Consider the following 22,805-nt stretch of genomic DNA (forward strand, 5'->3'; position numbering starts at 1 on the left):
GTCATTCATCTATGTTATCTCCTGACCCTATTATGGCTGTTAACTTAAGCGCCAAGAATTAAATCGCTTGGCGCACAGTGATAATACTTACACGTTATAGCTGCGTTTCTATTGGGCCACTAAAAGAACTGACGTCAGGTAACTTACCTTGATACTTTTCGAAATCGACCAAGCAAGTGTATGCGGAGCAAGCCTGGGCAAGCTTTGATGTACCAATATCTTGCGTTAACGTATTTGGGTCACCATAGCTGCACAACGCCCCAATTTCACTACCGCCTTCTTTAGACCCATCTTTACCGACTGGGCCATACCAAGCCCCTTCATGAATTCGGATAACCCCACTAGGGAAGCTGTCGGATACCACTGCACCCGCTAACAGTTGACCTCGGTCATTAAACACACGAACAACATCGCCATCTTTAATGCCGCGCTGTTTTGCATCGGTAGGATTCAAGTACACGGGTTCACGACCTTGTACCGTATAGGTTTCCCGATATTGCTGCGACTCACACATTTGTGAATGTAAGCGTTTATCTGGGTGGCAAGATTGCATCCACATTGGGTATTTATCTGAACCAGGACCACCATGGCTGCGCTCTGACTTTTCTATCCAAGTAGGATGGCCAGGACAGTCATCGTAATTGAATTGGGCGATTTTACGGCTGAAAATTTCAATCAAGCCCGATGGTGTACCCAATGGATTCATTTCAGGATCATCCCTAAAGTCAGCATGGCGAGTCCAAGGTTGGCCTTCACCAAAATGTACATAACCTTGTTTCCAGAACGTGTCGAAATTTGGCATATCGAACTTACCGGCATTATCGGCTTTACAGTCCTTATAAAGTTTCTTAATCCAGTCAAATTCAGACATGCCACGGGTATATTCTGTCTCTTTACCCATTATTTTGGCAAAGCGGGTAAAGATATCAAAATCAGACAAGCTATCAAATAATGGTTCAACCATTTTTTGCATCGCTAAAACACCACGGTTAGCGTAGCTGCCATAAACGTCAATGTCATTACGTTCAAATGTAGTACAAGCGGGTAAAACGATGTCTGAGAAACGGCACGTTGCTGTCCAGTTAATGTCGACAGTGACCACACATTCAAGCTTTTGAAATGCTTGCTTCATCTTATTTCTATCTTGGTGATGACTCCATGGATTATTACCTGAAAATACCATCATCTTAATATCAGGATAAGTGACCTTAGCCCCGTTGGCATCGATGGTTTTACCCGGTTCTAAAATGGCATCAATCCAACGTGCAATCGGAATGGTGCTACTCGCACCTTTAAAATCATTACTGTCGAATAATGGCTTTTGGCCTTCATCAAGATTACGAGGAAACGCGCCCGGTGCCGCTGCGCCCGATGAAGGAACACCAATACTTGAGTAATGATGGCCATAGCTGATACCACCACCAGGTAAACCAATTTGGCCAATCATAGTGGCAAGTACAGCTGCCATCCAATAAGGTTGTTCACCGTGTTGTTGACGTTGAATACACCAACCCATCATGATTTGAGTACGACCTTTGGTCATCACTTTAGCTAAATCACGTATAATTTCAGGGCTAACACCAGTAATTTTACTGGCCCACTCTGGTGTTTTAGCTACGTTATCTGACTCGCCTAAAATATAAGGTACGAATCTGTCGAAACCTAGGCTGTAGCCCTCAATAAATTTTTCATCGTGTAACTTACTGGTGATCATTTCATGGGCAATACCCAGCATTAACGCAACGTCAGTTTGTGGGTTGACGTAAAGTTGCTCACAGCCTAAGTATTTTTGGGTTTTAGTGACCACTGGGTCGATACTGATCACCCGGATCTTACCTTGTTTTACTTTTTCTTTAAGCTCCGCTAGATAAGCGAACGATTCATGGGTTTCGGCGTTCCAACCCACTTGCAGGTTTTTATAGGGATCATTTGACCACAAAATGATGGTTTTAGATTGCTCAAGGATCAACGGCCATGAAGTACCTTGGGCATAAACTTCAGTAGAACCTAAAATATAAGGCAAAATAGTTTGGCCAGCACCCGTTGAGTAGTCACCTATTTTTTTGACAAAATTACCGTGCATTCCAACAGCGCGTTGCATGTGACTGGTACTTGAATGCAGTTGTCCAGTGGCGCGCCAGCCAGTTTGACCTGCGTGCAGTCCTGATGGGCCATATTGAGTCTGTACCTCATCAAGTGAATCTTTAAACAGAGTCAATGCTTTATCCCAAGTGACACGGACAAAGCGAAAATCACCTCGTTGACTGGTATCGCTTTTATGACCTTTCAATAAAAAATCTAGGCGTACCATAGGGTAGCGAACCCGTGAAGGGTTGTAGACTAAGCCTTTAACGCCATTAATCATATCGGTAGGGTATTTGTCCAACTCAAATGGAATCACCTGGTCAATCACGCCATTCTTACGTTTCATCTTGAATGCACCAAAGTGCGAACCGGTAGTCAACCAGTCGTCATTTGCTTTAGTGCCCGCAGCTGCAAGGGCATTGAATGGTGCCAAAACTGATGTACTGCTTAGTCCAACATAAGAAGTCGCCACTAAGCCTTTAAGAAAATGTCTTCTGTTCATGATGATGTCCTATTAATGCGCCGACTTATCGAAAGTAGATGAATGCTCTTGTAAGTACTTTTGTACAAGCGCTTGAGTGTCTTGGTCCATGTTGACGAATGCAATCATGCCTTTAAACATTCCAGGCCAGCTGTTAGCGTCAAAGTGTGCTTCTGCTGGTTGGGTATGGCACACACTACAACTTCTGGTATAAGTGGTGCGGGCATAATCCCAAAGTGGCTGTAAATCGTTAATTAGGTAGTCAGCATCTGTCCAAATTTTGGCTTCAACACGCTGCCATGTTAATCCGGTCATAGGGTCTTCTTTCTGTTCAAAAACATTCATTACGCCTTCTTCTAACGCAGCATCTTTTGATAACTGAGCTGACAGAATGTTAAGACCAAAATCGAAATAGATAACACGACCAGCACCAATTTTTTTACGCCAACCATTAATTCCAACTAGTACACGACTGCCATTGATTTCAAGTACCGTCACTTTAGTGGCAATGTTTAACGTGCCAGCTTCAACATCTGTTTTTTGATTAAAATAAAGGGGTTTAGTCAAGGCAGTAAAGTACTGAGCACCAACCACAAGACCAGTTTCGCCAGATCCTACTTGTGCAATGAGTTCTGGTGCACGAGAAGTCCCCATGTCAGGAAGTTTGTGAGCAATACCTTTATGGCAATCAACACAGCTCTGGTCTATCTCTGCTGCACGCTTCATTTGTTTTTGCGCCAACTTTGACATGTCATCCCATTTCATCGAGTCATAGTTATGGCAGTTTTTACACGCCAAAGAGTTATCACGGTCGAAGCGTTTCCACTCACGGCTAGCCATCTCTAGACGTTTTGATTCAAATTTTTCTTCAGTATTAATAGTTTGCATCAACCAACCCCACATATCATGTGATGCTTCAATCTTGCGCCCAATTTTACGACTCCAGTTATGAGGCACGTGACAATCGGGGCAAGTGGCCCGAACGCCAGAGTGATTAGACCAATGCACCGTTTGCTGTAGCTCTTGGTAGGGCTTGCTTTCCATACTGTGACAGCTAATACAGAACTCTTCAGTGTTGGTCATTTCCAGTGCGGTATTAAAACCACCCCAGAATATAATCCCCATTAAAAAAGCAGATAGGCTAATTGTGCCTAATGTAAGATATTTGGCAGGCTGGTTTAGCGTCCGCCAGGTATTAATAAACCATTTCATAACAGCATCCTTTATAAGATTGACTCATAATTTGTTTGAGGATTAGTGCGCAACAACGCCACCAAATGCTTGGATCATCCAAATGACAAAACCGTACGCACTAATGCTGGTTACGGTGATAATGGGAAAGAATAAAAAAATGATAAATCCAAGAGCTTTAAGCTCCTTAGACTTCACATTACTTTGGGGATCTACTACGTTTTCTGTTGTCATAGCTTGCTCGCTTAAAAATTACCTTTGCTGATGACAGCTATATTAGATAACAATTGTTAATGGCACTCAGACAGTGGATGAATGAACGTAGACAATATATGAAAGATTATGAACAGACTGATTGAGGGTTAGCTTGCTGTGAGGATTCACAGTGTACGGCTTTATAAAATCAACTTAAGAAGGGTATCAATCAAGGGTCACTAAAATGTACAGTGCTTAATAAGCTAAATAAAAGTGATAGCAAACTTAATAACTGTTAATACCACTCAAAAGTTGGGATTCATAACCGGGGACAACATTTATAAAAGGTATCATATAAATTGCGTTGCAATTTGCTTGAAAAACATAGGGCTATGGGCAGTGTAAACACAATTGAACATGTCATAAGCTAGTAAAAACTAGGCTAATAAAGGGCTGAATTTAGCCAGTTCAGCAGCATTATGCACAGCTAGTTTTTTAATGATTTTAGAGCGATGCACCTCAATTGTGCGCAGAGAAAGGTATAATTCATCTGCCATTTGTTTGTTGGTTTTACCTTCAATTAATAGATGCAATACTTGGATTTCACGCTCTGTTAACGTGTTATATCGTTGTTTTAGTAGAATAGATTCAAACATCTTATGACTACACGTAAAAGCCTTTTCTATAGCGACAACCAGCTCTTTACCGTTCACAGGTTTTTGAAAAAAATCACAGGCCCCTTGTCTAAATGCATTTACCGCCATCGGCAGATCACCGTGACCTGTTAAAAAAATGATGCCTAACGGACTGTTCGCAGCAATTAATTTTTGTTGCAGTTCTTGGCCTGTAATTTCTGGCATTTTGCTGTCCACAATAAGACAACCTGGTAGGGTAATATCAATGGTATTAATAAACGAAATGGCACTATTGAATACCTGTAAGTTGTATTCATATTGCAATAGCATAAATTGCATAGAATCAAGAATTGCTAGGTCATCATCCACCATATAAATATCTTTAAGCATGTGCATATGTAGTATCAATTCATTAAATGTTAATACAGTGTAAGCATTGTTGATTGTGGATCAAGTTGTTCGGTTGCTTTTGTGCTGTATGCATCTGTTTTGTTAATTAAGTTGCACTACACTGAGTTTGTAGCAAAAAACGGGTTGCTTTGTTTATGACTAAGTACCGATTAACTAAATATTGTTAGATGGCTAAAAGGTTACGGATGCGAATTGAAACTTTGCTGATTGGAGCACTTTCATTAATTCTTGCTGGATATTTAACTCAAGCAAGTGCGCAGCCTGTAACACCTGATGCGGACATTGAAAAACCCATTACGACTCAAACTGAAGTACATTACCGAGTTGCAGTGCTTGCCAATTATGGTGTGGCTAAAAGTATTGAACGCTGGCAGCCATTAATGGACTATTTAAGCCAAAATGTTGCCAATGCCAGCTTTGAAGTTGTGCCGTTAGACTTCAACAACATGAATCAAAAGCTAATCAGTGGCGACATACAGTTTGTTGTCACCAATCCTGGCCATTACTTTAATATGAGTGGCGACTATCCAATTTCCTGGTTGGCAACCATGAAGAGCAATCAACATAATGGCAGCACCTTTGCGATAGGTGCGACTATTATCGTCCGTAAAGACAGCCATTTGTTTAGTGTAGAAGATCTTGCTGGTCATTCCGTGGTGGCCAGTGATCCTAATGCTTTAGGAGGGTACCAAGCCGCGATAGGGCTAATCCATTCAATGGATTATTCGATCAATAACTTCTTTTCCAAAGTGACGTTTCTCGGTTTTCCTCTTGAACCGCTTATTTATCAAGTCCGCGATGGCACAGCAGATATTGCCATTACACCATTTTGTACTTTAGAACAGATGGTTGCAGAGGGGTATATCAAGGCTAGCGATTATCGTGTAATAAATGATGTCACTCCAGCCGATTATGAATGTGCTGTAAGCACTCCTTTATATCCGAATTGGTCGTTTGCATCGTCGGATGCGGTGCCGTTAATGGTAAGAACGGGGATCACTCGGGCATTACTGTCGATAAGTATGGATGACCCAGCGTCAATCATCGGACAAAATCGAGGCTGGGCAGCTCCCATTAGCCAGTTTCAAGTGGTTAAATTGTTTAATGACCTTAACTTAAATGCAGATGATAGCCCTGTGCATCTACAGGTGTTGCAATGGATAAAGCTTAATCAAAAATGGGGCTTTAGTTTATTGGGTTTATTTGTTATCGCGACCATTTATCATCTTTGGTTGGAATATAAATTTAGACAAAAGAGCGAGTTCTTAATCAATACAGAGCGCCAATTGAAAAATAAAGCATTGCAGCTTGAGCGCATGCAAAGCGCAGCAATTTTAGGTGAAATAGGAGCCGGTTTAGCTCACGAACTCAATCAACCCATTGCGGCCATTACACAATATAGTGAAGGCGGTATGATTGAGCAGGCAAAAAATATTGGTACAAACTCAGTACAATACCAATTACTTGAAAAAATACACCAGCAGTCAATGCGTGCAGGAGAAATCGTTCATAGGATCAGAGAATTGTTGCAACGAAAAGGTACTGCAAGTACTGAGTTTGATGTACAAGAGCAATTAATGATTTGCCTAGACTTACTAGAGCATGAGTTCGAAAAAGAAAAAATCAACATCAAAACTCAATTGACTACCACTGAAATTAAGCTGCATGGTGATAAAGTTGGTTTTTGTCAGGTGTTGATTAACGTGTTAAAAAATGCCATTGATGCAGTGTCTGAAAAAGAGTTTCCACTTCATAGCCGCAAACGGATATTGATAGATTTACACATTGTTGAGCAAAGTTTACAGCTGAAAATTTATGATAATGGTATTGGGTTAACCTGTGCCAACGATGATTTTAAAACAAGTTTCTTTTCTACTAAAGCCAATGGCTTAGGGCTAGGACTGGCCATTTGTAGTGATGTTATTGCGCTTTTGGGTGGTCAGATAAACTTATCAAAATGCAAAGATGACCCAAGCCCACCGTGGCGATATGGATGTCGGGTTCTCATTGTTATCCCATTAAATGCTATGCCCGATTAATCAATCAAATACTCTTCTTTACTGAAATTCCAACCTGTCTTTTTTGCTTATCTCATTTTATTGAGATGTTAAACCGTGACATCAATCAAATCACGCCCCTCAATGTGGTTTACCACAATACCCTTAATTTACATATGGATTAACAATGGTGTTAGCGATGATGCTGACTACAGTTTGGGTCTGGTTAGTACCATTAATAATAAGTAAACAGAGAAAAACTTCGTGCTTCGTTGAAGATGAAGGGGGGCAATCATGATTGAGTTAAATCGACGTCATTTTTTAAAGGGAGCGGGTGCCAGTGGTGCCACATGTGCTTTAGCAAGTATGCTTCCTGGTTCGCTAGCAGCGTTAGAAAAATCACCCTTAAAAGGTGTTGCTTCTGAAGTTGCCAGTATTTGTGAAATGTGTTCAACGCGGTGTCCTATTAAGGCACGCATTGTAGATGGCAAAAACGTATTTATTACTGGTAATAAAGAAGCTAAATCGTTTGGTGGCAAAGTCTGCGCCCGAGGTGGAGCTGGCCATAGCTTACTTTACGATCCACAGCGTATAGTTAATCCACTTAAGCGTGTGGGTGAACGCGGCGCAGGTGAATGGGCAGAGATTTCATGGGCTGATGCTTATAAAGAAATCGCCACCAAAATGAACCAAATAAAACAACAATATGGTGCAGAAACCATAGCGTTCTCATCAAAGTCTGGTTCACTTTCAGGTCATATATTTCATCTTGCTGAGGCTTTTGGATCGCCCAATACATTTACTCATGCCTCAACGTGCCCAGGCAGTTATGTTGTTGCTGCTAAGGCAATATTTGGCACCAAAATGAAGCGTGATTTGAGCAATGCCAAATACATCATCAACTTTGGGCATAACCTGTATGAAGGCATCAATATGTCTGAAACAAGAGGCTTGATGCAAGCTCAAATGGATAGAGGAGCCAAGTTAGTTGTATTTGAACCTAGATTCTCGATTGTGGCAGATAAGGCTGATGAGTGGCATGCAATACGTCCGGGTACCGACGTCGCGGTCGCGTTAGCGTTATGTCATGTGTTGATTAATGACAATTTATATGACCATGACTTCATTGAAAAATATGTTGTTGGTTTTGATGAGTTCGCCGCTGAAGTACAAAAATATACCCCAGAATGGGCCGAAACTATTTCAGATGTATCTGCCACTGCCATTCGACGTATTGCACATGAATACGCAAGCCACGCTCCTCACGCCGTTGTTGATTTTGGCCATCGCGCTACCTTTACACCAGAAGAGTTCGATATGCGCCGTGCGTTATATGCAGCCAACATATTGATTGGCAACATCGAACGAAAAGGGGGCATTTACATGGGCCAGAAAGCACCTGGCTACAATAAACTTGCCGGTGAGAATGTGGCCCCTGCGCTAGCCAAACCGGGTGTTAAAGGCATGCCTAAGCCAACGGCAATCCGCATTGACCAGGTTGAAAAGCAGTATGCAATGATGTGGTCAAATGGTGGTATTTATCAAACCATTTTAGATGCAACATTAGACGCCAAACCCTATCAATTAAAAGCATGGGTAATGAGCCGTACTAACCCAATGCAAACCCTTACAGACCGAGCCAAAGTAGAGCAGTCGCTTAAAAAGCTAGATTTAGTGGTGTCATGTGACCTGTATATCAGTGAAACCGCTGCATACGCAGATTATATTTTGCCAGAATCGACTTATCTTGAACGCGATGAAGAGATACAAGATAAATCAGGTAAAAATCCGGCCTATTATGTGCGTCAACGTGTGGTTGAAACCATTGGTAATACTCGTCCAAGCTGGCAAATATTTAAAGAATTAGGTCAAGCTTTAGGGCTAGAACAATTTTACCCTTGGGACAATATACAAACATTGCAATTAATGCAGCTTAATCGCGATCATAGCTTGTTGGAACACATCAAAAAAATGGGTTACGTCAGCTACGGTAAGCCATTGATGTTGCGTGAACCTGAAATGGTTACCGAATTCGTTAAGGCTTACCCCAATGCCAAAAGTGTTGATGCAGACGGTACTTATGCAAGCTCAATGAGCTTTAAAACACCCAGCGGCAAGATTGAGTTAACGTCACCCAAAATAGAAGGTATGGCACCAGGTCGAGGTGTGATTAAGCATCGCGATGTACAACTAAAACAAGCTGATGAGTTGTACTTTATACAAGGGAAGGTCGCGGTACACACCAATGGCGCCACCCATAATATTCCAATGCTAGCCAATCTTATGTCGAAAAATGCGATTTGGATCCATCCAATAACGGCTGGGCGACTCGATATCCATAGCGGTGATGCAATTAGATTAACCAGCAGTGTGGGCAGTGAGGAAGGAACCGCCTTAGTCACCCCGGGGATTCGTCAAGATACTGTGTTTGCATACATGGGCTTTGGCTCCAAAAATAAAGAACTGGTGCGAGCCACAGGAAAAGGTATCCATTGCGGCAACCTACTTCCTAATGTCATCGCCCCCATCTGTGGCATGAATTTACATACCACGGGTGTCAAGTTGGTAAAAATTTAGCCGGTAACTAATTGATTTGGAGTCTCCTATGAGCAAACGATATGTCATGGTGCATGATGAAAATAAATGCATCGGCTGCCAAGCTTGCAATATAGCTTGTCGTAGTGAAAACGAAGTCCCTGAAGGGGTAACACGCCTGCAAGTTAGGGTGGAAGGTCCTTTTGGTGAAGCACCAAACTTACATTTTAAATATCACCGCGTGTCCTGTCAGCAATGCGAAGACGCACCTTGTGTCAGTGTTTGCCCTACAGGTGCTGCTTACATAGACGAAAATGGCTTAGTGTCTATTCATAACGATAAGTGCGTTGGCTGTATGTATTGTGTCGCGGCATGTCCATACAAAGTGCGCTTTATGAATCCCATAACCAAGGCTGCAGACAAATGTAATTTCTGTAAAGACACGCGCCTAGCCAGAGGTGAACAACCCGCTTGCGTTACAGCATGCCCAACAGATGCATTGTATTTTGGTGATGCTAACGACAGCAAAAGTGAGGTTGCTCAATTACTGAATACAAAAATAACCTATCAAGACAAAACGCATTTAGGTACCAAACCACGAGTGTACCGTGTTCCGACTAAACGAGGAGGGATAGAGTCATGAACAATATATGGGGCGACATGGCGCAATATGATCCAGTGACATGGAACTGGGTTATCGCCGTTTATTTATTTATGGCCGGTTTATCGGCAGGTAGCGTACTCATTGGTATTGGTATGCGTTGGTATAGTAAAGGGGGCAATATTGAAACTTCGATATTAAAAACCTCTGCCATTATCGGGCCAGTCGCCATAAGCTTAGGTTTGGCCTGTTTAGTGTTTGATTTAACCAAACCATTTCATTTCTGGCTCATCTTAGTCAATTATAATTTTACCTCTGTAATGGCGATTGGTGTGTTGGCCTTATTGGCTTATTCACCGTTAGGTATTGCTTATGCATTGATTGTATTGCGAGATGATTTACCAAAGTGGAAGTTAGGATTTTTAGCCCCAATAGGGCATATGCTATTGCCAATGCGTAAAGTCATCGAAATCCTACTGTTTGTACTTGCTATAGGTGTTGGTGCGTATACTGGCTTTTTAATCTCGGCCATGAATGCCTACCCAATGCTCAATACTGCAGTATTACCGGCATTGTTTTTAGCATCTGGTTTATCAGCGGGAGCAGCGGGTAACGTAATCGTTGCGTTAACCTGTTTTAATAGCAGCCCCCATGATAACGATGTGGCAAAAATGCATAGCCTGGATTTACCGGTAATCGTGTCTGAAATGATGTTTTTAGTGATGCTGTTTAGTACTCTTTATTTTACAGGAGGCGCAGCTGCTGAAGCATTAGCATCGTTAAGTACCGACATTTGGGCTAGCGTGTTTTGGATAGGCGTAGTCGGAATCGGGTTTATCGTTCCTATTCTGTCTATGTTTTTACCTGCCAATGCTCGTCACACTAAAGCCATCATGATATCAGTTGCCTGTTGTAGTTTGACGGGGGTTTTAGCATTACGACACTTCATCATCTATGCTGGACAAAGTTATATAAGTTAACCAAGAAATAAGTAAATAAGTAATCTTTTACCCTCCAGTTGACTAAAGTTGATTGGAGGGTAAAAATTAGGTCATTGGCTGCAGTATTAAGTTGTAACAACAATTAACGTTGGTCTTTGGTTTGTGACCAAACACTAAAGTCGACCGCATTCACTGTCATACCCATACGTTTCGAAACGACAAACGTAGAATATTCAACTTTACCGCTAACCTATACTTGAAGTTATTATTTAAGCTGCTATATTGGCTTTATGAAAACATCAATATTCACATTCTATTCAATTATTTTTTTAGGGAGCTTCGCCCTAAAATTCCCCGATTAAGCGGGCGTACATTTGCGCCCATCTGTTTCTGACAGAATCTACAATTAAAATTAACATTTTAAAAATAGCTTACATTTATATGTTGAGGCTTAGATTTTGTTAAACTATTTTTCGTCAATAGGATTAACTCAACCTTTGCTTTATCTACAGATAATAATTAGTTTTTTTAAAAAGTCTGTAATGACAATTAATTTTAATATAATACAAATAAACCAAAAAAGTTCTAAAAGGAGGGCGGTGGATTATTTATTTCAAAAAACGAGTTTGTTGCATTAAATAAACGTGATTAATATTTAGTTTATAAGGTAATGATATGTCTAAGCATGAAATGAAAAAACCATTGTTGTCGCTAAAAGAAAAGCGTAAGTTGAAAAAAGAATCAAATGCTACAGAGGTAGTCAAGGTAAGGAAGAAAAAAGGCTAGTACACTAAATATGTAGTACTTCCCCCCTTAATCAACTGAACAATTTTTAGATTAAATTTGTCAGTAAAAACACCATTTTGTGGGGGCTAGGTCACAACAGTGTAGAATTTTATATATATATATATAGGCTGAAGGTGTTTTTTATATTCAGCCTATTTTTTTAACATACAAAATTTTTTCATTAACATTACAGGCAGCTTAAGTTCATTAACAAATTGTAATTTAAGACTTATTTTATTTTTGTTGCAGTTATGATTTTTTAAAAATGATAATGATGTTAACTTTCTCTAAGAAAAAGAGTGCAGGAGTCTAGAGATGTCAGCAAAAAATAGCGAGGTTAAGTCGCATCATGTTGGAGTAGGTATCATTAGAGCTCAAACAACTCAGCGACCCAAAAAAGTAGCCATAAGGATACCTGAAAATTACATTGGTCTAGTTAAGCAGTTAGTTAACTATTTGGATGAATTTACAATGGTTAATGGACACAAGATTCAGGTGGAGTCTGAAAAAGTGTTAGTAAACTCTATACAACATAAGGCTCAAGAGATCATCTTTAAAGCATTAATTTCTAAATAGACTTCATGATAAAAATTTATTAAACCCTTAGTACACAAAAAGACACCAGATAAAAATTTAATTCCAGAGATAATCCCCCTATCTTAAAGGCACTGCACAGCTTATTGGTTTATTTGTTAAATTCATGTGTGATTTTTGGTGTTATAAATTCAGCCACAGAGCAATATAATAACGATTAAAAGTACAAACGTGGATGTTTACATTGTAGTAGCTTGCACCTTCCGCCATTTTTTAAGGTACTGACAATCAGCTATTCAGTTATTTTTAATAAACTAGGAATAATATTTACAACCGCATGTAATTTCTTAAATTAATGTCACTAGATTAATAATGTTATTTTACCTCATTAAACTTTCTAAAATCAAAGTTTGATCGTTAGGTAAAATATTCAAAGCATGATTATTAGATTTTGGAGGAAAAAATGAATAACAGACCTGAAATAACGATCTCATCACTTGATGCACAGAGATTATTTACGCTAATCGAGTCCTTACCTACAAAGAAAATGGTAGGTATAAGTGAGCTTGAAGAAGAACTCGCTCGAGCCATTATCGTAGATCCAAAAGAAATACCCACTACGATTGTTACCATGAATTCAACGGTTAAATTTACTGTCGAGGCGTCTCGAGAAGAGTTTTTAATGACGCTTGTTTATCCCAAAGATCTCGATTTGAAAGGCGATAAAATTTCTATTCTAGCGCCGGTTGGGAGTGCCTTACTTGGGTTGGCTCAGGGAGATCAAATTGAATGGCCAAAGCCTGGTGGGGGGTTAATAAAAATAACCATTAATGAAATTTTTTATCAACCAGAAAGGGCTGGTGAATACCATCGTTGATACATCATCTAGTCAATAGATTGATAAGGATCTAAACCAGCTCAATGAAGACACACTATTGAACTGGTTAAGAAATATTGGCTAGATCGTTAGACCTTAGAGCTACATTTTCTCATATTTTGAGTATACATTGAGTTGATAACTCTAAACGTTTATGTCGAAAACTGATTTAGATGCCTCGATTAAAAATGTTTTAACTCAACTCTGAACTTGAGGTCGTTGAAGACTTTTTATAAAAAGAATGCGTAAGCTTGATAGGACGTCAGGCTCGCTTTGGAGGGGAAGGGTCGTTCCTTGGCATCTGACTCATATGGATATGGGGAATGTCATTATGATGTCGGGAACATTATTGACCTTGCCACCACGACATTCGTGAATCCATTCACATCAGACTCCCATCTGAAGCGTTAGCATTTTCACTCTGTATTACCAGAGGGGCCGATGACGGTTATAAATGAAGTCCAAAGCTGGATTAATTTCCGTCGCAATTTTTCACTGCTGCTGTTGTTTGGTTCAAAAGCGAAAAAGTTACCGGAACGCTGAGTGTTTGCAAAGGCTGATTCATAAACCAGAATGCGCTTTACCCCTTTGCGCTGGTGTGGGCGACGCGCCACGACGTTAGTGGCCGCAGGCCATAAGTACAAAACAAAAAACACCTGGATCCCGGCTCAAAAGTATTACCTGGACGACGTGGGAGTTGGGGGCGACAAGAAGGCTATTAGCAATCATCTGTTCATATATGAGTAGATGCCTTAGCTTGTAAAGGAGCACAAAATTCAATCAGATTATCAACACAGATAAATCATACTCTACCTTAACGTTACGATATTGACTGCAACGTTCGAATATTTCGGAGTTTACTCTATTGCTTGCACTATGCTTGCGGCATAATGGCGTCAAATATTTAACAGAGTCGTTATAATGGATAAGCAGCAAGACAGTTACATGACTGAAGAAACACTCATTGAAGTAGTCGAAAATCAAATCGCCGACGGTGAACCCAAAAAGGTAAAAGAAACCTTGATGCGTTTAGTCATGACAGGTACACCGCGTGAAGAAGCTATTCAACTGATGGCTTGCGCGTTGGCTATCGAAGTTTTTGATGTCATGAAAAATGGTTGCTCTTTTAACGAAATACGTTATGGCCAGCATTTGAATGCACTACCGAATATGGATTGGATGGAAGATTAATAGCAACTCATAAATTCGTGTTTTGTTAATCCCGATAAGTGACATTATCGGGCTAATTGAAAAGTCTACAGTAAGATGTTGGATTTGCATTTTCGATGAGTAGTGTTGGAGCCTGTTTAGAACTCGTAATCGCCAACTTAGTCTTTATTATGTTGTTCGCTCTCTACTTATATAAAAGTAAGTTCACAGGTCAATGTTAACTAACTTACGAAGATTCACAGGGTTTATTAATGCTTAGATTTGAACACTGTAATGTTAAAACGTGTATTAATGAATTACTCGCCTTGGGCCAGGTCAACATGAAAATGTGGTACATTTTTGAGTGGTTAGATAAGCACGAGGAATTACAAAATGGGACTCAAGCAGAAATAATTAAACTTTATGCAAATGATGAATTGGTAGGGTACAGTCTTTTTGAAAACTTTGAAGCACGTGCAGACAAAGCAACTGTTCACCAAGGTGTGACTTATAAAGAGTTGGGTATTATTCATTTTGTAACAGTCATAGAGCATCGTAATAAAGGTTATGCTACGTTGTTGGCTAATGCGTTGCTTAAAAATATTATTGAACCTATGTTGGCACGTTATAAAGATTTTCATGTTTACGTCATTGCGACTGGTCGAGCGGTGCCATTAATGGAACGGACTGATATCCCTTCAAAATACCTAATCAAGCAATTCTATTCTGATATATCGTTTAAAGAGAAAGTAGTAAATTACCTAAGAAAACAAGAACAAAATGCATTGAATGCTGTTGCTTGTGAAATTTAAAATAAACAGCTAACAAGTTAATCTAAAGCATACTTATCATAATACAAATAGTGAGTGTTAGATCTTAGGCACTAACACGATTTGGTCTAGATACGCTTTGTCTATACGAAATAAAATGCACTAAACCTCGAAAAACATGATCAGTTTTGGCGGTAAAGTAAGGCTAATCGATTTAAGATCCTTCATCAACATCAAACAATCGTAATGTTTACGCAAAATCACGCTTTCACATTTTTAAGTTCTGTATCTGCATGTAATCATTGGTGATTGAAACGCTTTATGGCAAACTTAATATTATTGCCGTTTGCAATCGCGCTAGAAGGATCTAGATTTCGTATGAGTATCAATAAAGCCAAGCTTACCGAAACCGATATTATCTCTAAATACATCATGCCAGCTATCAAAAATGCTGGGTGGGATGATATGTCGCAAATTCGCCAAGAAGTGAAATTGCGCGACGGTAAAGTCATTGTGCGTGGTCAATTGGGTGTGCGCAAAACGGTTAAGTCTGCTGATATCGTGCTGTATCACAAACCCAGTATGCCGCTTGCTGTTATCGAAGCTAAAGCAAACAAGCATGAAGTGGGTAAAGGCATGCAGCAGGGGCTAGATTATGCCCGTTTGCTTGAAGTGCCTTTTATTTTTGCCTCCAATGGCGATGGCTTTATCTTCCATGATAAAACCAAGCTAGGGACTAGCGAAGCGCACCAACTCGAATCAGAAATCCGCTTAGTAGACTTTCCATCACCACAAGAATTATGGACTAAGTACTGCGTGTGGAAAGGTTATACCCAAACCCAGTTACCGATTATCAATCAAGAATATCATGATGATGGCACGGGTAAGCACCCTCGTTATTATCAACTGCAAGCTATCAATAAAACCATTGAAGCCATTTCATCGGGTAAAGACCGCGTGTTACTTGTCATGGCAACCGGTACGGGTAAAACCTACACTGCTTTTCAAATCATCTGGCGTTTATGGAAGTCCCGCGCTAAAAAACGCATCTTGTTTTTAGCCGACCGTAACATTTTGGTAGACCAAACCCGCATTAATGATTTTCAGCCCTTTGGTACTTCAATGACCAAAATCACTGGGCGCACGGTCGATCCTGCATTTGAAATTCATTTAGCCTTATACCAAGCATTAACCGGCCCAGAAGAAAGCCAAAAAGCCTTTAAACAAGTCGACCCAGACTTTTTCGACCTAATCATTATCGACGAGTGCCATCGTGGTAGCGCTTCAGAAGACAGCGCCTGGCGAGAAATTCTAGAATATTTCAGCAGCGCAGCCCAAGTTGGTCTTACCGCAACCCCTAAAGAAACTGATCAAGTATCAAACTCCGACTACTTTGGTGAGCCTGTTTATACCTATTCACTTAAAGAAGGCATTGAAGATGGTTTCTTAGCACCTTACAAAGTCGTGCGGGTCGATATTGATGTCGATTTACAAGGTTGGCGACCGACAAAAGGCCAAATCGATAACAACGGTGAAGTGATAGAAGACAGAATTTATAATCAAAAAGACTTTGACCGCACCATGGTGATTGATGAGCGTACTCAGTTAGTGGCCGAAACCATTACCAACTACTTAAAACGCACCGACCCGATGGCCAAAACTATCGTGTTTTGTAACGATATTGACCACGCAGATCGCATGCGCCGTGCTATTGCCAATCTCAACCCTGAGCAAATGGCCAAGAATGAAAAGTACGTGATGAAAATAACCGGTGATGATGAGCTTGGCAAAGCGCAGTTAGACAACTTCATCAATCCCAAAAAAGCTTATCCTGTTATTGCCACCACCTCAGAATTAATGTCTACAGGGGTAGATGCCAAAACCTGTAAGTTAGTGGTGCTGGATCAAAACATTCAGTCCATGACCAAGTTTAAACAGATTATTGGCCGTGGCACCCGCATTGACGACCGATACGGCAAGCTGTGGTTCACCATTCTCGACTTTAAAAAAGCCACCGAATTATTTGCCGATGAACGTTTTGACGGTACACCAGAAAAAATCATTAAAGTGACGCCTGAAGACATCGAAGATGAAGACGTTGATATCGACGCTGTTGGTGATGAGGCAACGAATGAAAACGGTTCCAATGATACTCAAAACCAACAGGGCGATGAACATCAGGTTGATGAACAAAACACCATAAACGAACCCCAAGGCGATGGCAGCCTTGATGGTGAATGGGACGAAGGCGAAACCCGTAAAATTCATAAGTACCGCGTGTCAGGTGTTACTGTTAGCAAAGTCGCTGAACGAGTGCAATATTACGACAGCGACGGTAAATTAGTTACCGAATCTTTTAAAGATTACACCCGCAAAACCATGGCTAAACAGTTTAGCTCACTCGATGAGTTTGTTAAGCGCTGGAATGAGTCTGATCGTAAACAAGCGGTGATTGATGAACTGGCGCTAGAAGGCATTATTTGGTCAGCACTTGAGGAAGAAGTGGGTAAAGAAATGGACCCTTTCGACATGATTTGCCACGTGGTGTATGACCAACCAGCATTAACTCGAAAAGATCGTGCAAACAATGTGCAAAAGCGCAATTACTTCACTAAATATTCCGACACTGCTCAAGCCGTACTACAAAATTTACTGGTAAAATATGCCGATGTCGGCGTGCAAGAAATCGAAAACATGCAAGTGCTTAAAGTCGCCCCGTTTACCGACTTCGGTAATTTGAGTGAGATCGTTAAAAAAGGCTTTGGCGGCAAACAAGAATACGAGCAAGCCATTAGTGACTTAGAAGCGCAGATTTATCAAATTCATCAGCAATCAGCCTAATAGAAATGACAAAGGGCAGTTAACCACTCCTTTGCTTGTAAAATTGGTCGTCGAATTAGTTGTTGATTAGCTGTCTAGTTCACCTGAAAGTGCTGTGATACTCATCGTAATGTCATCATTTAAGCAGCTATGATTAACATATTGGCTGCGAACCTTATCAAGGTTGAGGCCTTGATAACTAGGGTGCTCTACCAATATATCAAGGTATGAATCTAAAACTTCCTCTTTGGTTGTTTTCCGCTGTAGTTGCTTCTTAATGTTCTCTGCAAGCTTTTTCTCTGCTTCATCATTATTATCATCATAAAGAGCTTCATAAACTAACCCTGCAAAGTTGTTAATACTGAGGTTTAGCTTTTGCAGTAACTCTTTTATTTGTTTCTGTTTTATTTCTGTCCCCATGAGTCCCCACCTCCTATGTCATTCTGTGCCTGTCTTAGCGAAGACACCAATAATATTAACTAGTAAAAAGGAATTGAACATGACTAAAAGTAAAACTCCAATGACACCAGAAGCCGCTGCTCGTATTCAGTCTTCTGAAGCAATTAAAAATGGTGGCAAAGTCGAAAAAGGTACTTTTGCACCCCGAGCACAGCGCGCCTCAGAAACTAACCAAAAGTCAGGCAAATAAGGAGACTACCTTGAGTAAATCAACACCAACCTCAAAAGCACCAGCAACACCACGTCCAAGTAACAATCCCAATTACCCAAGCACGACGGGTAAACCTTCTGGTAATGGGCGAGGTAACGTTCCAAAGAGTAAATAAAACCATTTAACGTTAAATTTAGCTAAAGCGGTCCCTGAAGGTGACCGCTTTTTACGTATGAAATTATCGACAACTGTTAGCATAACGTCGAAAAATAGAAACAAACCCTTTCGCATCATCTTTATAATCAGAGTAGGGATAATCTTCTTGCGCTCCTTTGAGAGCGCATAGGCAAACATCGCGCTTGCTGAGATAACGGCTTTGAGAAATAGAATTTTTACTTCCATTAATACAGCTGTCCAACAAAGCATATTCAACCGCTATCGGATAACGATCTCCGTAACCTTTGACCTCGTCATTCAGGGTATGAACGCCAACATAAGTTAAAAGGATCATCGCTGTGCCTGTGATCAATTTTCGTTTAGAAAATTTAACTCCCTTGTAATCCTTTTCACACTTTTTACAGAGTATATTTTCGGCGAACTCGATTTCGTTATCGTGTTGACAATGAGGACATTCAATAAACATATTGCACCACTAACATTCTTCCTTGCTAATTAGTTGTAATAAAACATATTTAAACATAAAAGTCTGCTTTATGCATAGCCTACTTCATAGTTCAGAAATAAATGTATACTACTTATTTTGTAGTTGTGTGCTTCGGATATACCGCAAATTGTAATTTGTTTGGTTTTTTAGAGAAATCCAACACTATATCAGTGAATTGGCATGATGATTTTGCTACTATCCCAAGCAATTATCATGTTTTGAGAGCAAGTTCATGTCTATCAGTTCAGCAATTAAATCCATCCAAGATATTATGCGTAAAGATGCCGGTGTCGATGGAGACGCCCAGCGATTAGGGCAAATGTCTTGGTTACTGTTCTTAAAAGTGTTTGATGCCCAAGAACAAGAGTTGGAGATTGAACAAGACGACTACCGCGAACCTATTCCAACTGAATATTTATGGCGCAACTGGGCGGCTGATAATCAAGGTATTACCGGGGAGGAGTTACTCGATTTCGTTAACTTTGATCTTTTCCCCAATTTAAAAGAATTGTTGGCACCCATAGATAAAAACCCTCGGGGTTATTTAGTTAAAGAAGCATTTTCTGATGCGTTTAACTACATGAAAAACGGCACTCTACTGCGCCAGGTGATCAACAAGCTTAATGAGATTGATTTTACTGACTCAAACGAGCGTCATTTATTTGGTGACTTGTACGAGCAAATCTTAAAAGACTTACAAAGCGCGGGTAATTCGGGAGAATTTTATACCCCGCGAGCGATTACTAAGTTTATTGTTGCGGTGACTAATCCACAATTAGGCGAGTCGGTAATGGATCCTGCCTGTGGTACAGGCGGTTTTTTAGCTTGCGCGTTTGACCATGTTAAAGCCAATTTCGTAAAAAACAGTGATGATCACCAAACCCTGCAACAGCAAATTCATGGCGTTGAAAAAAAGCAGCTACCCCATTTACTGTGTACCACCAACATGATGTTGCACGGCATTGAAGTGCCAGTACAAATCAAACACGGCAATACGCTTAACAAACCGCTTTCAAGTTGGGATGAAGAAATTGATGTCATCATCACCAATCCACCGTTTGGCGGCACCGAAGAAGATGGTATCGAAAAAAACTTCCCAAGCGAGTTTCAAACCCGTGAAACCGCCGACTTGTTTTTACAGTTAATTATTGAGGTTTTAGCGACGAAAGGGCGAGCTGCAGTGGTATTGCCAGACGGCACCTTGTTTGGTGAAGGTGTTAAAACCAAAATCAAAAAAATGTTAATGGATGAATGTAATCTACACACCATAGTGCGTTTACCTAATGGTGTGTTTAACCCATACACTAGCATTAAAACCAACATTCTATTCTTTACTAAAGGTATACCTACCAAAGAGGTGTGGTTTTACGAGCATCCATACCCAGCAGGGGTAAAAAACTATAACAAAACTAAGCCCATGCGCTTTGAAGAGTTCGAGACTGAACTAGCATGGTGGGGCAATGAGGCCGACGGATTTGCATCGCGTGTTGAAAACGAGCAAGCCTGGAAAGAGTCGATTGAAGATATTATTGCACGTAACTATAACCTGGACATTAAAAACCCCCATGTAGGCGAGGTCATTAGCCATGACCCACAAGAATTACTAAGTGATTACGCCAAACAACAAGCCGATATTCAAGCGATACGCGATCAACTAAAAGGCATTCTCGCAGCCGCACTTGCACCATCATCTCCAGCAAAGAGTGTAGGTGACAAGTAATGGCTAAACCACTTGAGTTGAAAACAGAAAGCACAAATCCACAAAGCATCATTACCAACCACATTGATATTTGGGCCTCTGCCATTGAACAGAAATCGTCAGCTGGCCGTGGCACATCGAACAAGTTTTCGTTATATGGTATTAAAAAACTGCGTGAACTGATTTTAGAACTAGCCGTGCGCGGCAAGTTAGTTCCGCAAGATGCGAATGATGAGCCAGCGTCAGTATTGCTTGACCGCATTGCTACTGAAAAAGCCCAGTTAGTCAAAGAAGGAAAGCTTAAAAAACAAAAGCCTTTGCCTGAGCTTGGTGACGATGAGAAGCCGTTTGAATTACCGAATGGCTGGGTTTGGGTCCGATTAAATGAAGCCGCTGAATATAATGGCAGACCAAATTTAGACCCCAATAATATAACTGGTAATACTTGGCTGCTTGATCTTGAAGATATTGAGAAAGACTCTTCAAGATTACTATATAAAGCTGTTTATTCAGAACGTGAATCAAAGTCAAATAAATCAACTTTTCAAAAAGGTGATGTTTTATATGGGAAATTGCGTCCGTATTTAAACAAGGTGATTATTGCAGATGACGATGGTGTTTGTACGACCGAGATTGTTCCAATTGTTCCTAATGAAGCGGTTAATGCTGAGTATTTAAAGTACCTGTTAAAATCACCAAGTTTTCTTAACTATGTTAATTCATTAATGTACGGTGTAAAAATGCCGAGACTTGGAACAGATGATGCGATTAAAAGTATTCACCCAATAGCCCCACTAAAAGAACAACTCCGTATCGTCGCTAAAGTCGATGAGTTGATGAGCTTGTGTGATGCCCTTGAAGCGCAAACTGAAGCAAGTATTTCGGCACACCAAACCTTAGTCGAAACCTTGCTTAAAAGCTTGATTGCAGATACTTCTGGCAAGACCGCCATGGATGGTGGAAATGTCGAAAATGCAGGAGCAATTTTCGACCGTATCGCCGAACACTTCGACACACTATTCACCACAGAAGCCAGCATCGACACCCTAAAACAAACCATCCTCCAACTCGCCGTAATGGGCAAGCTAGTTTCACAAGATAAAAATGAAGAACCCGCCGCCAAGCTACTCAAACGGATCGCCAAAGAAAAAGCCCAACTAATCAGCGACGGTAAAATCAAGAAACAGAAACCACTACAAGCCATCATCGACGAAGAAAAACCGTTTGAACTGCCAAAAGGTTGGGAATGGGATAAATGTCAAAATATATGCTTCAAAATAACGGATGGTGAGCACGCAACCCCAGAACGAGCCGAATCTGGTCACTATTTATTATCTGCAAGAAACGTAACTAATGAAGGAATTATTCTTAATGATGTGGATTACGTACCTACACATGAATTTAATAGAATAAGAAAACGATGTGATCCAAACATCGGTGATATATTAATATCATGCTCGGGGAGTATAGGTCGAGTTGCATTAGTTGATAGAGACAATACTTATTGTATGGTTCGAAGTGCTGCTATGATTCGTCCTTGTAACGAAAACTTGAGTCCTCTATTTTTGGCCATTATGTTAAGAAGTCCGTATTTACAAGATCAAATGAGCGCACGCTCTAAACAATTAGCCCAAGCTAATTTATTTTTGGGTGCTATTGGCAATCTTGTCGCTGTAATTCCTCCTCTTGAAGAACAGAAACGAATAGTTGCTAAAGTCGATGAGCTAATGACTCTCTGCGACCAACTTAAATCCTGTTTAAGTGACACACAAACTACCAAACTCAACCTCACCGACGCCATCTTGGTACAGGCCGTTTCATAAT

The 22,805-nt window shown here is 40.5% G+C and carries 19 protein-coding genes; 13 read left to right on the plus strand and 6 right to left on the minus strand.

Annotated elements, in window-relative coordinates:
* Positions 1 to 94 precede the first annotated feature (94 nt).
* From torA to H5181_RS07750, 4 genes are all read right to left on the minus strand, one after another.
* On the minus strand, positions 95 to 2,587 hold the full coding sequence (torA, locus tag H5181_RS07735; protein WP_011637455.1) for a trimethylamine-N-oxide reductase TorA: 2,493 nt from the start codon (positions 2,585 to 2,587) through the stop codon (positions 95 to 97).
* 12 nt (positions 2,588 to 2,599) lie between these two features.
* A complete protein-coding gene (gene torC, locus H5181_RS07740; protein ID WP_182750682.1) occupies positions 2,600 to 3,778 on the minus strand; it encodes a pentaheme c-type cytochrome TorC in 1,179 nt (392 codons plus the stop codon).
* Positions 3,779 to 3,820: 42 nt separating this feature from the next.
* Entirely contained in the window at positions 3,821 to 3,991 is a 171-nt protein-coding gene (locus H5181_RS07745) for a periplasmic nitrate reductase, NapE protein (protein WP_182750683.1), read from the minus strand.
* A 398-nt stretch (positions 3,992 to 4,389) separates the two neighbouring features.
* Positions 4,390 to 4,983 carry a response regulator transcription factor gene (locus tag H5181_RS07750; RefSeq protein ID WP_123777438.1) on the minus strand — a complete coding sequence of 198 codons (594 nt, stop codon included), beginning with the start codon at positions 4,981 to 4,983 and terminating at the stop codon, positions 4,390 to 4,392.
* A 200-nt stretch (positions 4,984 to 5,183) separates the two neighbouring features.
* Between H5181_RS07750 and H5181_RS07755 the strand changes: the two genes are divergently transcribed.
* From H5181_RS07755 to hsdR, 9 genes are all read left to right on the plus strand, one after another.
* A complete protein-coding gene (locus H5181_RS07755) occupies positions 5,184 to 7,037 on the plus strand; it encodes a sensor histidine kinase (protein ID WP_182750684.1) in 1,854 nt (617 codons plus the stop codon).
* A 252-nt stretch (positions 7,038 to 7,289) separates the two neighbouring features.
* On the plus strand, positions 7,290 to 9,572 hold the full coding sequence (gene phsA / locus H5181_RS07760; protein ID WP_182750685.1) for a thiosulfate reductase PhsA: 2,283 nt from the start codon (positions 7,290 to 7,292) through the stop codon (positions 9,570 to 9,572).
* Positions 9,573 to 9,600: 28 nt separating this feature from the next.
* Positions 9,601 to 10,173 carry a 4Fe-4S dicluster domain-containing protein gene (locus H5181_RS07765; protein WP_102036995.1) on the plus strand — a complete coding sequence of 191 codons (573 nt, stop codon included), beginning with the start codon at positions 9,601 to 9,603 and terminating at the stop codon, positions 10,171 to 10,173.
* Positions 10,170 to 11,111, plus strand: coding sequence for an NrfD/PsrC family molybdoenzyme membrane anchor subunit (gene nrfD / locus H5181_RS07770; RefSeq protein ID WP_182750686.1), 942 nt, complete (start codon positions 10,170 to 10,172; stop codon positions 11,109 to 11,111). The genes H5181_RS07765 and nrfD overlap by 4 nt, the downstream gene beginning before the upstream one ends.
* 1,062 nt (positions 11,112 to 12,173) lie before the next feature.
* Complete coding sequence (locus H5181_RS07775) at positions 12,174 to 12,434, plus strand: hypothetical protein (RefSeq protein WP_182750687.1); 261 nt, start codon at positions 12,174 to 12,176, stop codon at positions 12,432 to 12,434.
* A gap of 421 nt (positions 12,435 to 12,855) precedes the next feature.
* Entirely contained in the window at positions 12,856 to 13,269 is a 414-nt protein-coding gene (gene rnk / locus H5181_RS07780; protein ID WP_011637464.1) for a nucleoside diphosphate kinase regulator, read from the plus strand.
* A 921-nt stretch (positions 13,270 to 14,190) separates the two neighbouring features.
* Positions 14,191 to 14,460, plus strand: a complete 270-nt coding sequence (locus H5181_RS07785; protein ID WP_182750688.1) for a hypothetical protein — start codon at positions 14,191 to 14,193, stop codon at positions 14,458 to 14,460.
* Positions 14,461 to 14,759: 299 nt separating this feature from the next.
* A complete protein-coding gene (locus H5181_RS07790; RefSeq protein ID WP_259396999.1) occupies positions 14,760 to 15,230 on the plus strand; it encodes a GNAT family N-acetyltransferase in 471 nt (156 codons plus the stop codon).
* A gap of 336 nt (positions 15,231 to 15,566) precedes the next feature.
* Positions 15,567 to 18,029, plus strand: coding sequence for an EcoAI/FtnUII family type I restriction enzme subunit R (gene hsdR, locus H5181_RS07795; RefSeq protein WP_182750690.1), 2,463 nt, complete (start codon positions 15,567 to 15,569; stop codon positions 18,027 to 18,029).
* Positions 18,030 to 18,095: 66 nt separating this feature from the next.
* Here hsdR and H5181_RS07800 read toward each other — a convergent pair whose 3' ends face one another.
* Complete coding sequence (locus tag H5181_RS07800; RefSeq protein WP_182750691.1) at positions 18,096 to 18,428, minus strand: elongation factor Ts; 333 nt, start codon at positions 18,426 to 18,428, stop codon at positions 18,096 to 18,098.
* Positions 18,429 to 18,507: 79 nt separating this feature from the next.
* Between H5181_RS07800 and H5181_RS07805 the strand changes: the two genes are divergently transcribed.
* Positions 18,508 to 18,657, plus strand: coding sequence for a hypothetical protein (locus H5181_RS07805; RefSeq protein ID WP_182750692.1), 150 nt, complete (start codon positions 18,508 to 18,510; stop codon positions 18,655 to 18,657).
* 10 nt (positions 18,658 to 18,667) lie between these two features.
* Positions 18,668 to 18,793, plus strand: a complete 126-nt coding sequence (locus H5181_RS20700; RefSeq protein WP_259397000.1) for a hypothetical protein — start codon at positions 18,668 to 18,670, stop codon at positions 18,791 to 18,793.
* Between the two features lie 63 nt (positions 18,794 to 18,856).
* Here H5181_RS20700 and H5181_RS07810 read toward each other — a convergent pair whose 3' ends face one another.
* Positions 18,857 to 19,261: a hypothetical protein gene (locus tag H5181_RS07810; RefSeq protein WP_182750693.1), complete on the minus strand. Its 405-nt coding sequence runs from the start codon at positions 19,259 to 19,261 to the stop codon at positions 18,857 to 18,859.
* A gap of 253 nt (positions 19,262 to 19,514) precedes the next feature.
* On the opposite strand from H5181_RS07810, the gene H5181_RS07815 reads away from it, so the two are divergent.
* Together H5181_RS07815 and H5181_RS07820 are read left to right on the plus strand one after the other, a co-directional pair.
* Entirely contained in the window at positions 19,515 to 21,002 is a 1,488-nt protein-coding gene (locus H5181_RS07815) for an N-6 DNA methylase (protein ID WP_182750694.1), read from the plus strand.
* A complete protein-coding gene (locus H5181_RS07820) occupies positions 21,002 to 22,804 on the plus strand; it encodes a restriction endonuclease subunit S (RefSeq protein WP_182750695.1) in 1,803 nt (600 codons plus the stop codon). Before H5181_RS07815 ends, H5181_RS07820 begins: the two co-directional genes overlap by 1 nt.
* Position 22,805: the final 1 nt, after the last annotated feature.

Source organism: Shewanella sp. SG44-2 (assembly GCF_014164215.1).
Taxonomy (GTDB): Bacteria; Pseudomonadota; Gammaproteobacteria; order Enterobacterales; family Shewanellaceae; genus Shewanella; species Shewanella frigidimarina.

Coding starts and splice junctions, on each gene's coding strand:
- torC (WP_182750682.1), bottom strand. CDS start 3,778: ATGAAATGGTTTATTAATACCTGGCGGACGCTAAACCAGCCTGCCAAA.
- H5181_RS07805 (WP_182750692.1), top strand. CDS start 18,508: ATGACTAAAAGTAAAACTCCAATGACACCAGAAGCCGCTGCTCGTATT.
- H5181_RS07800 (WP_182750691.1), bottom strand. CDS start 18,428: ATGGGGACAGAAATAAAACAGAAACAAATAAAAGAGTTACTGCAAAAG.
- H5181_RS07815 (WP_182750694.1), top strand. CDS start 19,515: ATGTCTATCAGTTCAGCAATTAAATCCATCCAAGATATTATGCGTAAA.
- H5181_RS07790 (WP_259396999.1), top strand. CDS start 14,760: ATGAAAATGTGGTACATTTTTGAGTGGTTAGATAAGCACGAGGAATTA.
- torA (WP_011637455.1), bottom strand. CDS start 2,587: ATGAACAGAAGACATTTTCTTAAAGGCTTAGTGGCGACTTCTTATGTT.
- phsA (WP_182750685.1), top strand. CDS start 7,290: ATGATTGAGTTAAATCGACGTCATTTTTTAAAGGGAGCGGGTGCCAGT.
- nrfD (WP_182750686.1), top strand. CDS start 10,170: ATGAACAATATATGGGGCGACATGGCGCAATATGATCCAGTGACATGG.
- H5181_RS07775 (WP_182750687.1), top strand. CDS start 12,174: ATGTCAGCAAAAAATAGCGAGGTTAAGTCGCATCATGTTGGAGTAGGT.
- H5181_RS07810 (WP_182750693.1), bottom strand. CDS start 19,261: ATGTTTATTGAATGTCCTCATTGTCAACACGATAACGAAATCGAGTTC.
- H5181_RS07755 (WP_182750684.1), top strand. CDS start 5,184: ATGCGAATTGAAACTTTGCTGATTGGAGCACTTTCATTAATTCTTGCT.
- H5181_RS07820 (WP_182750695.1), top strand. CDS start 21,002: ATGGCTAAACCACTTGAGTTGAAAACAGAAAGCACAAATCCACAAAGC.
- H5181_RS07765 (WP_102036995.1), top strand. CDS start 9,601: ATGAGCAAACGATATGTCATGGTGCATGATGAAAATAAATGCATCGGC.
- rnk (WP_011637464.1), top strand. CDS start 12,856: ATGAATAACAGACCTGAAATAACGATCTCATCACTTGATGCACAGAGA.
- H5181_RS07785 (WP_182750688.1), top strand. CDS start 14,191: ATGGATAAGCAGCAAGACAGTTACATGACTGAAGAAACACTCATTGAA.
- H5181_RS07750 (WP_123777438.1), bottom strand. CDS start 4,983: ATGCACATGCTTAAAGATATTTATATGGTGGATGATGACCTAGCAATT.
- H5181_RS07745 (WP_182750683.1), bottom strand. CDS start 3,991: ATGACAACAGAAAACGTAGTAGATCCCCAAAGTAATGTGAAGTCTAAG.
- hsdR (WP_182750690.1), top strand. CDS start 15,567: ATGAGTATCAATAAAGCCAAGCTTACCGAAACCGATATTATCTCTAAA.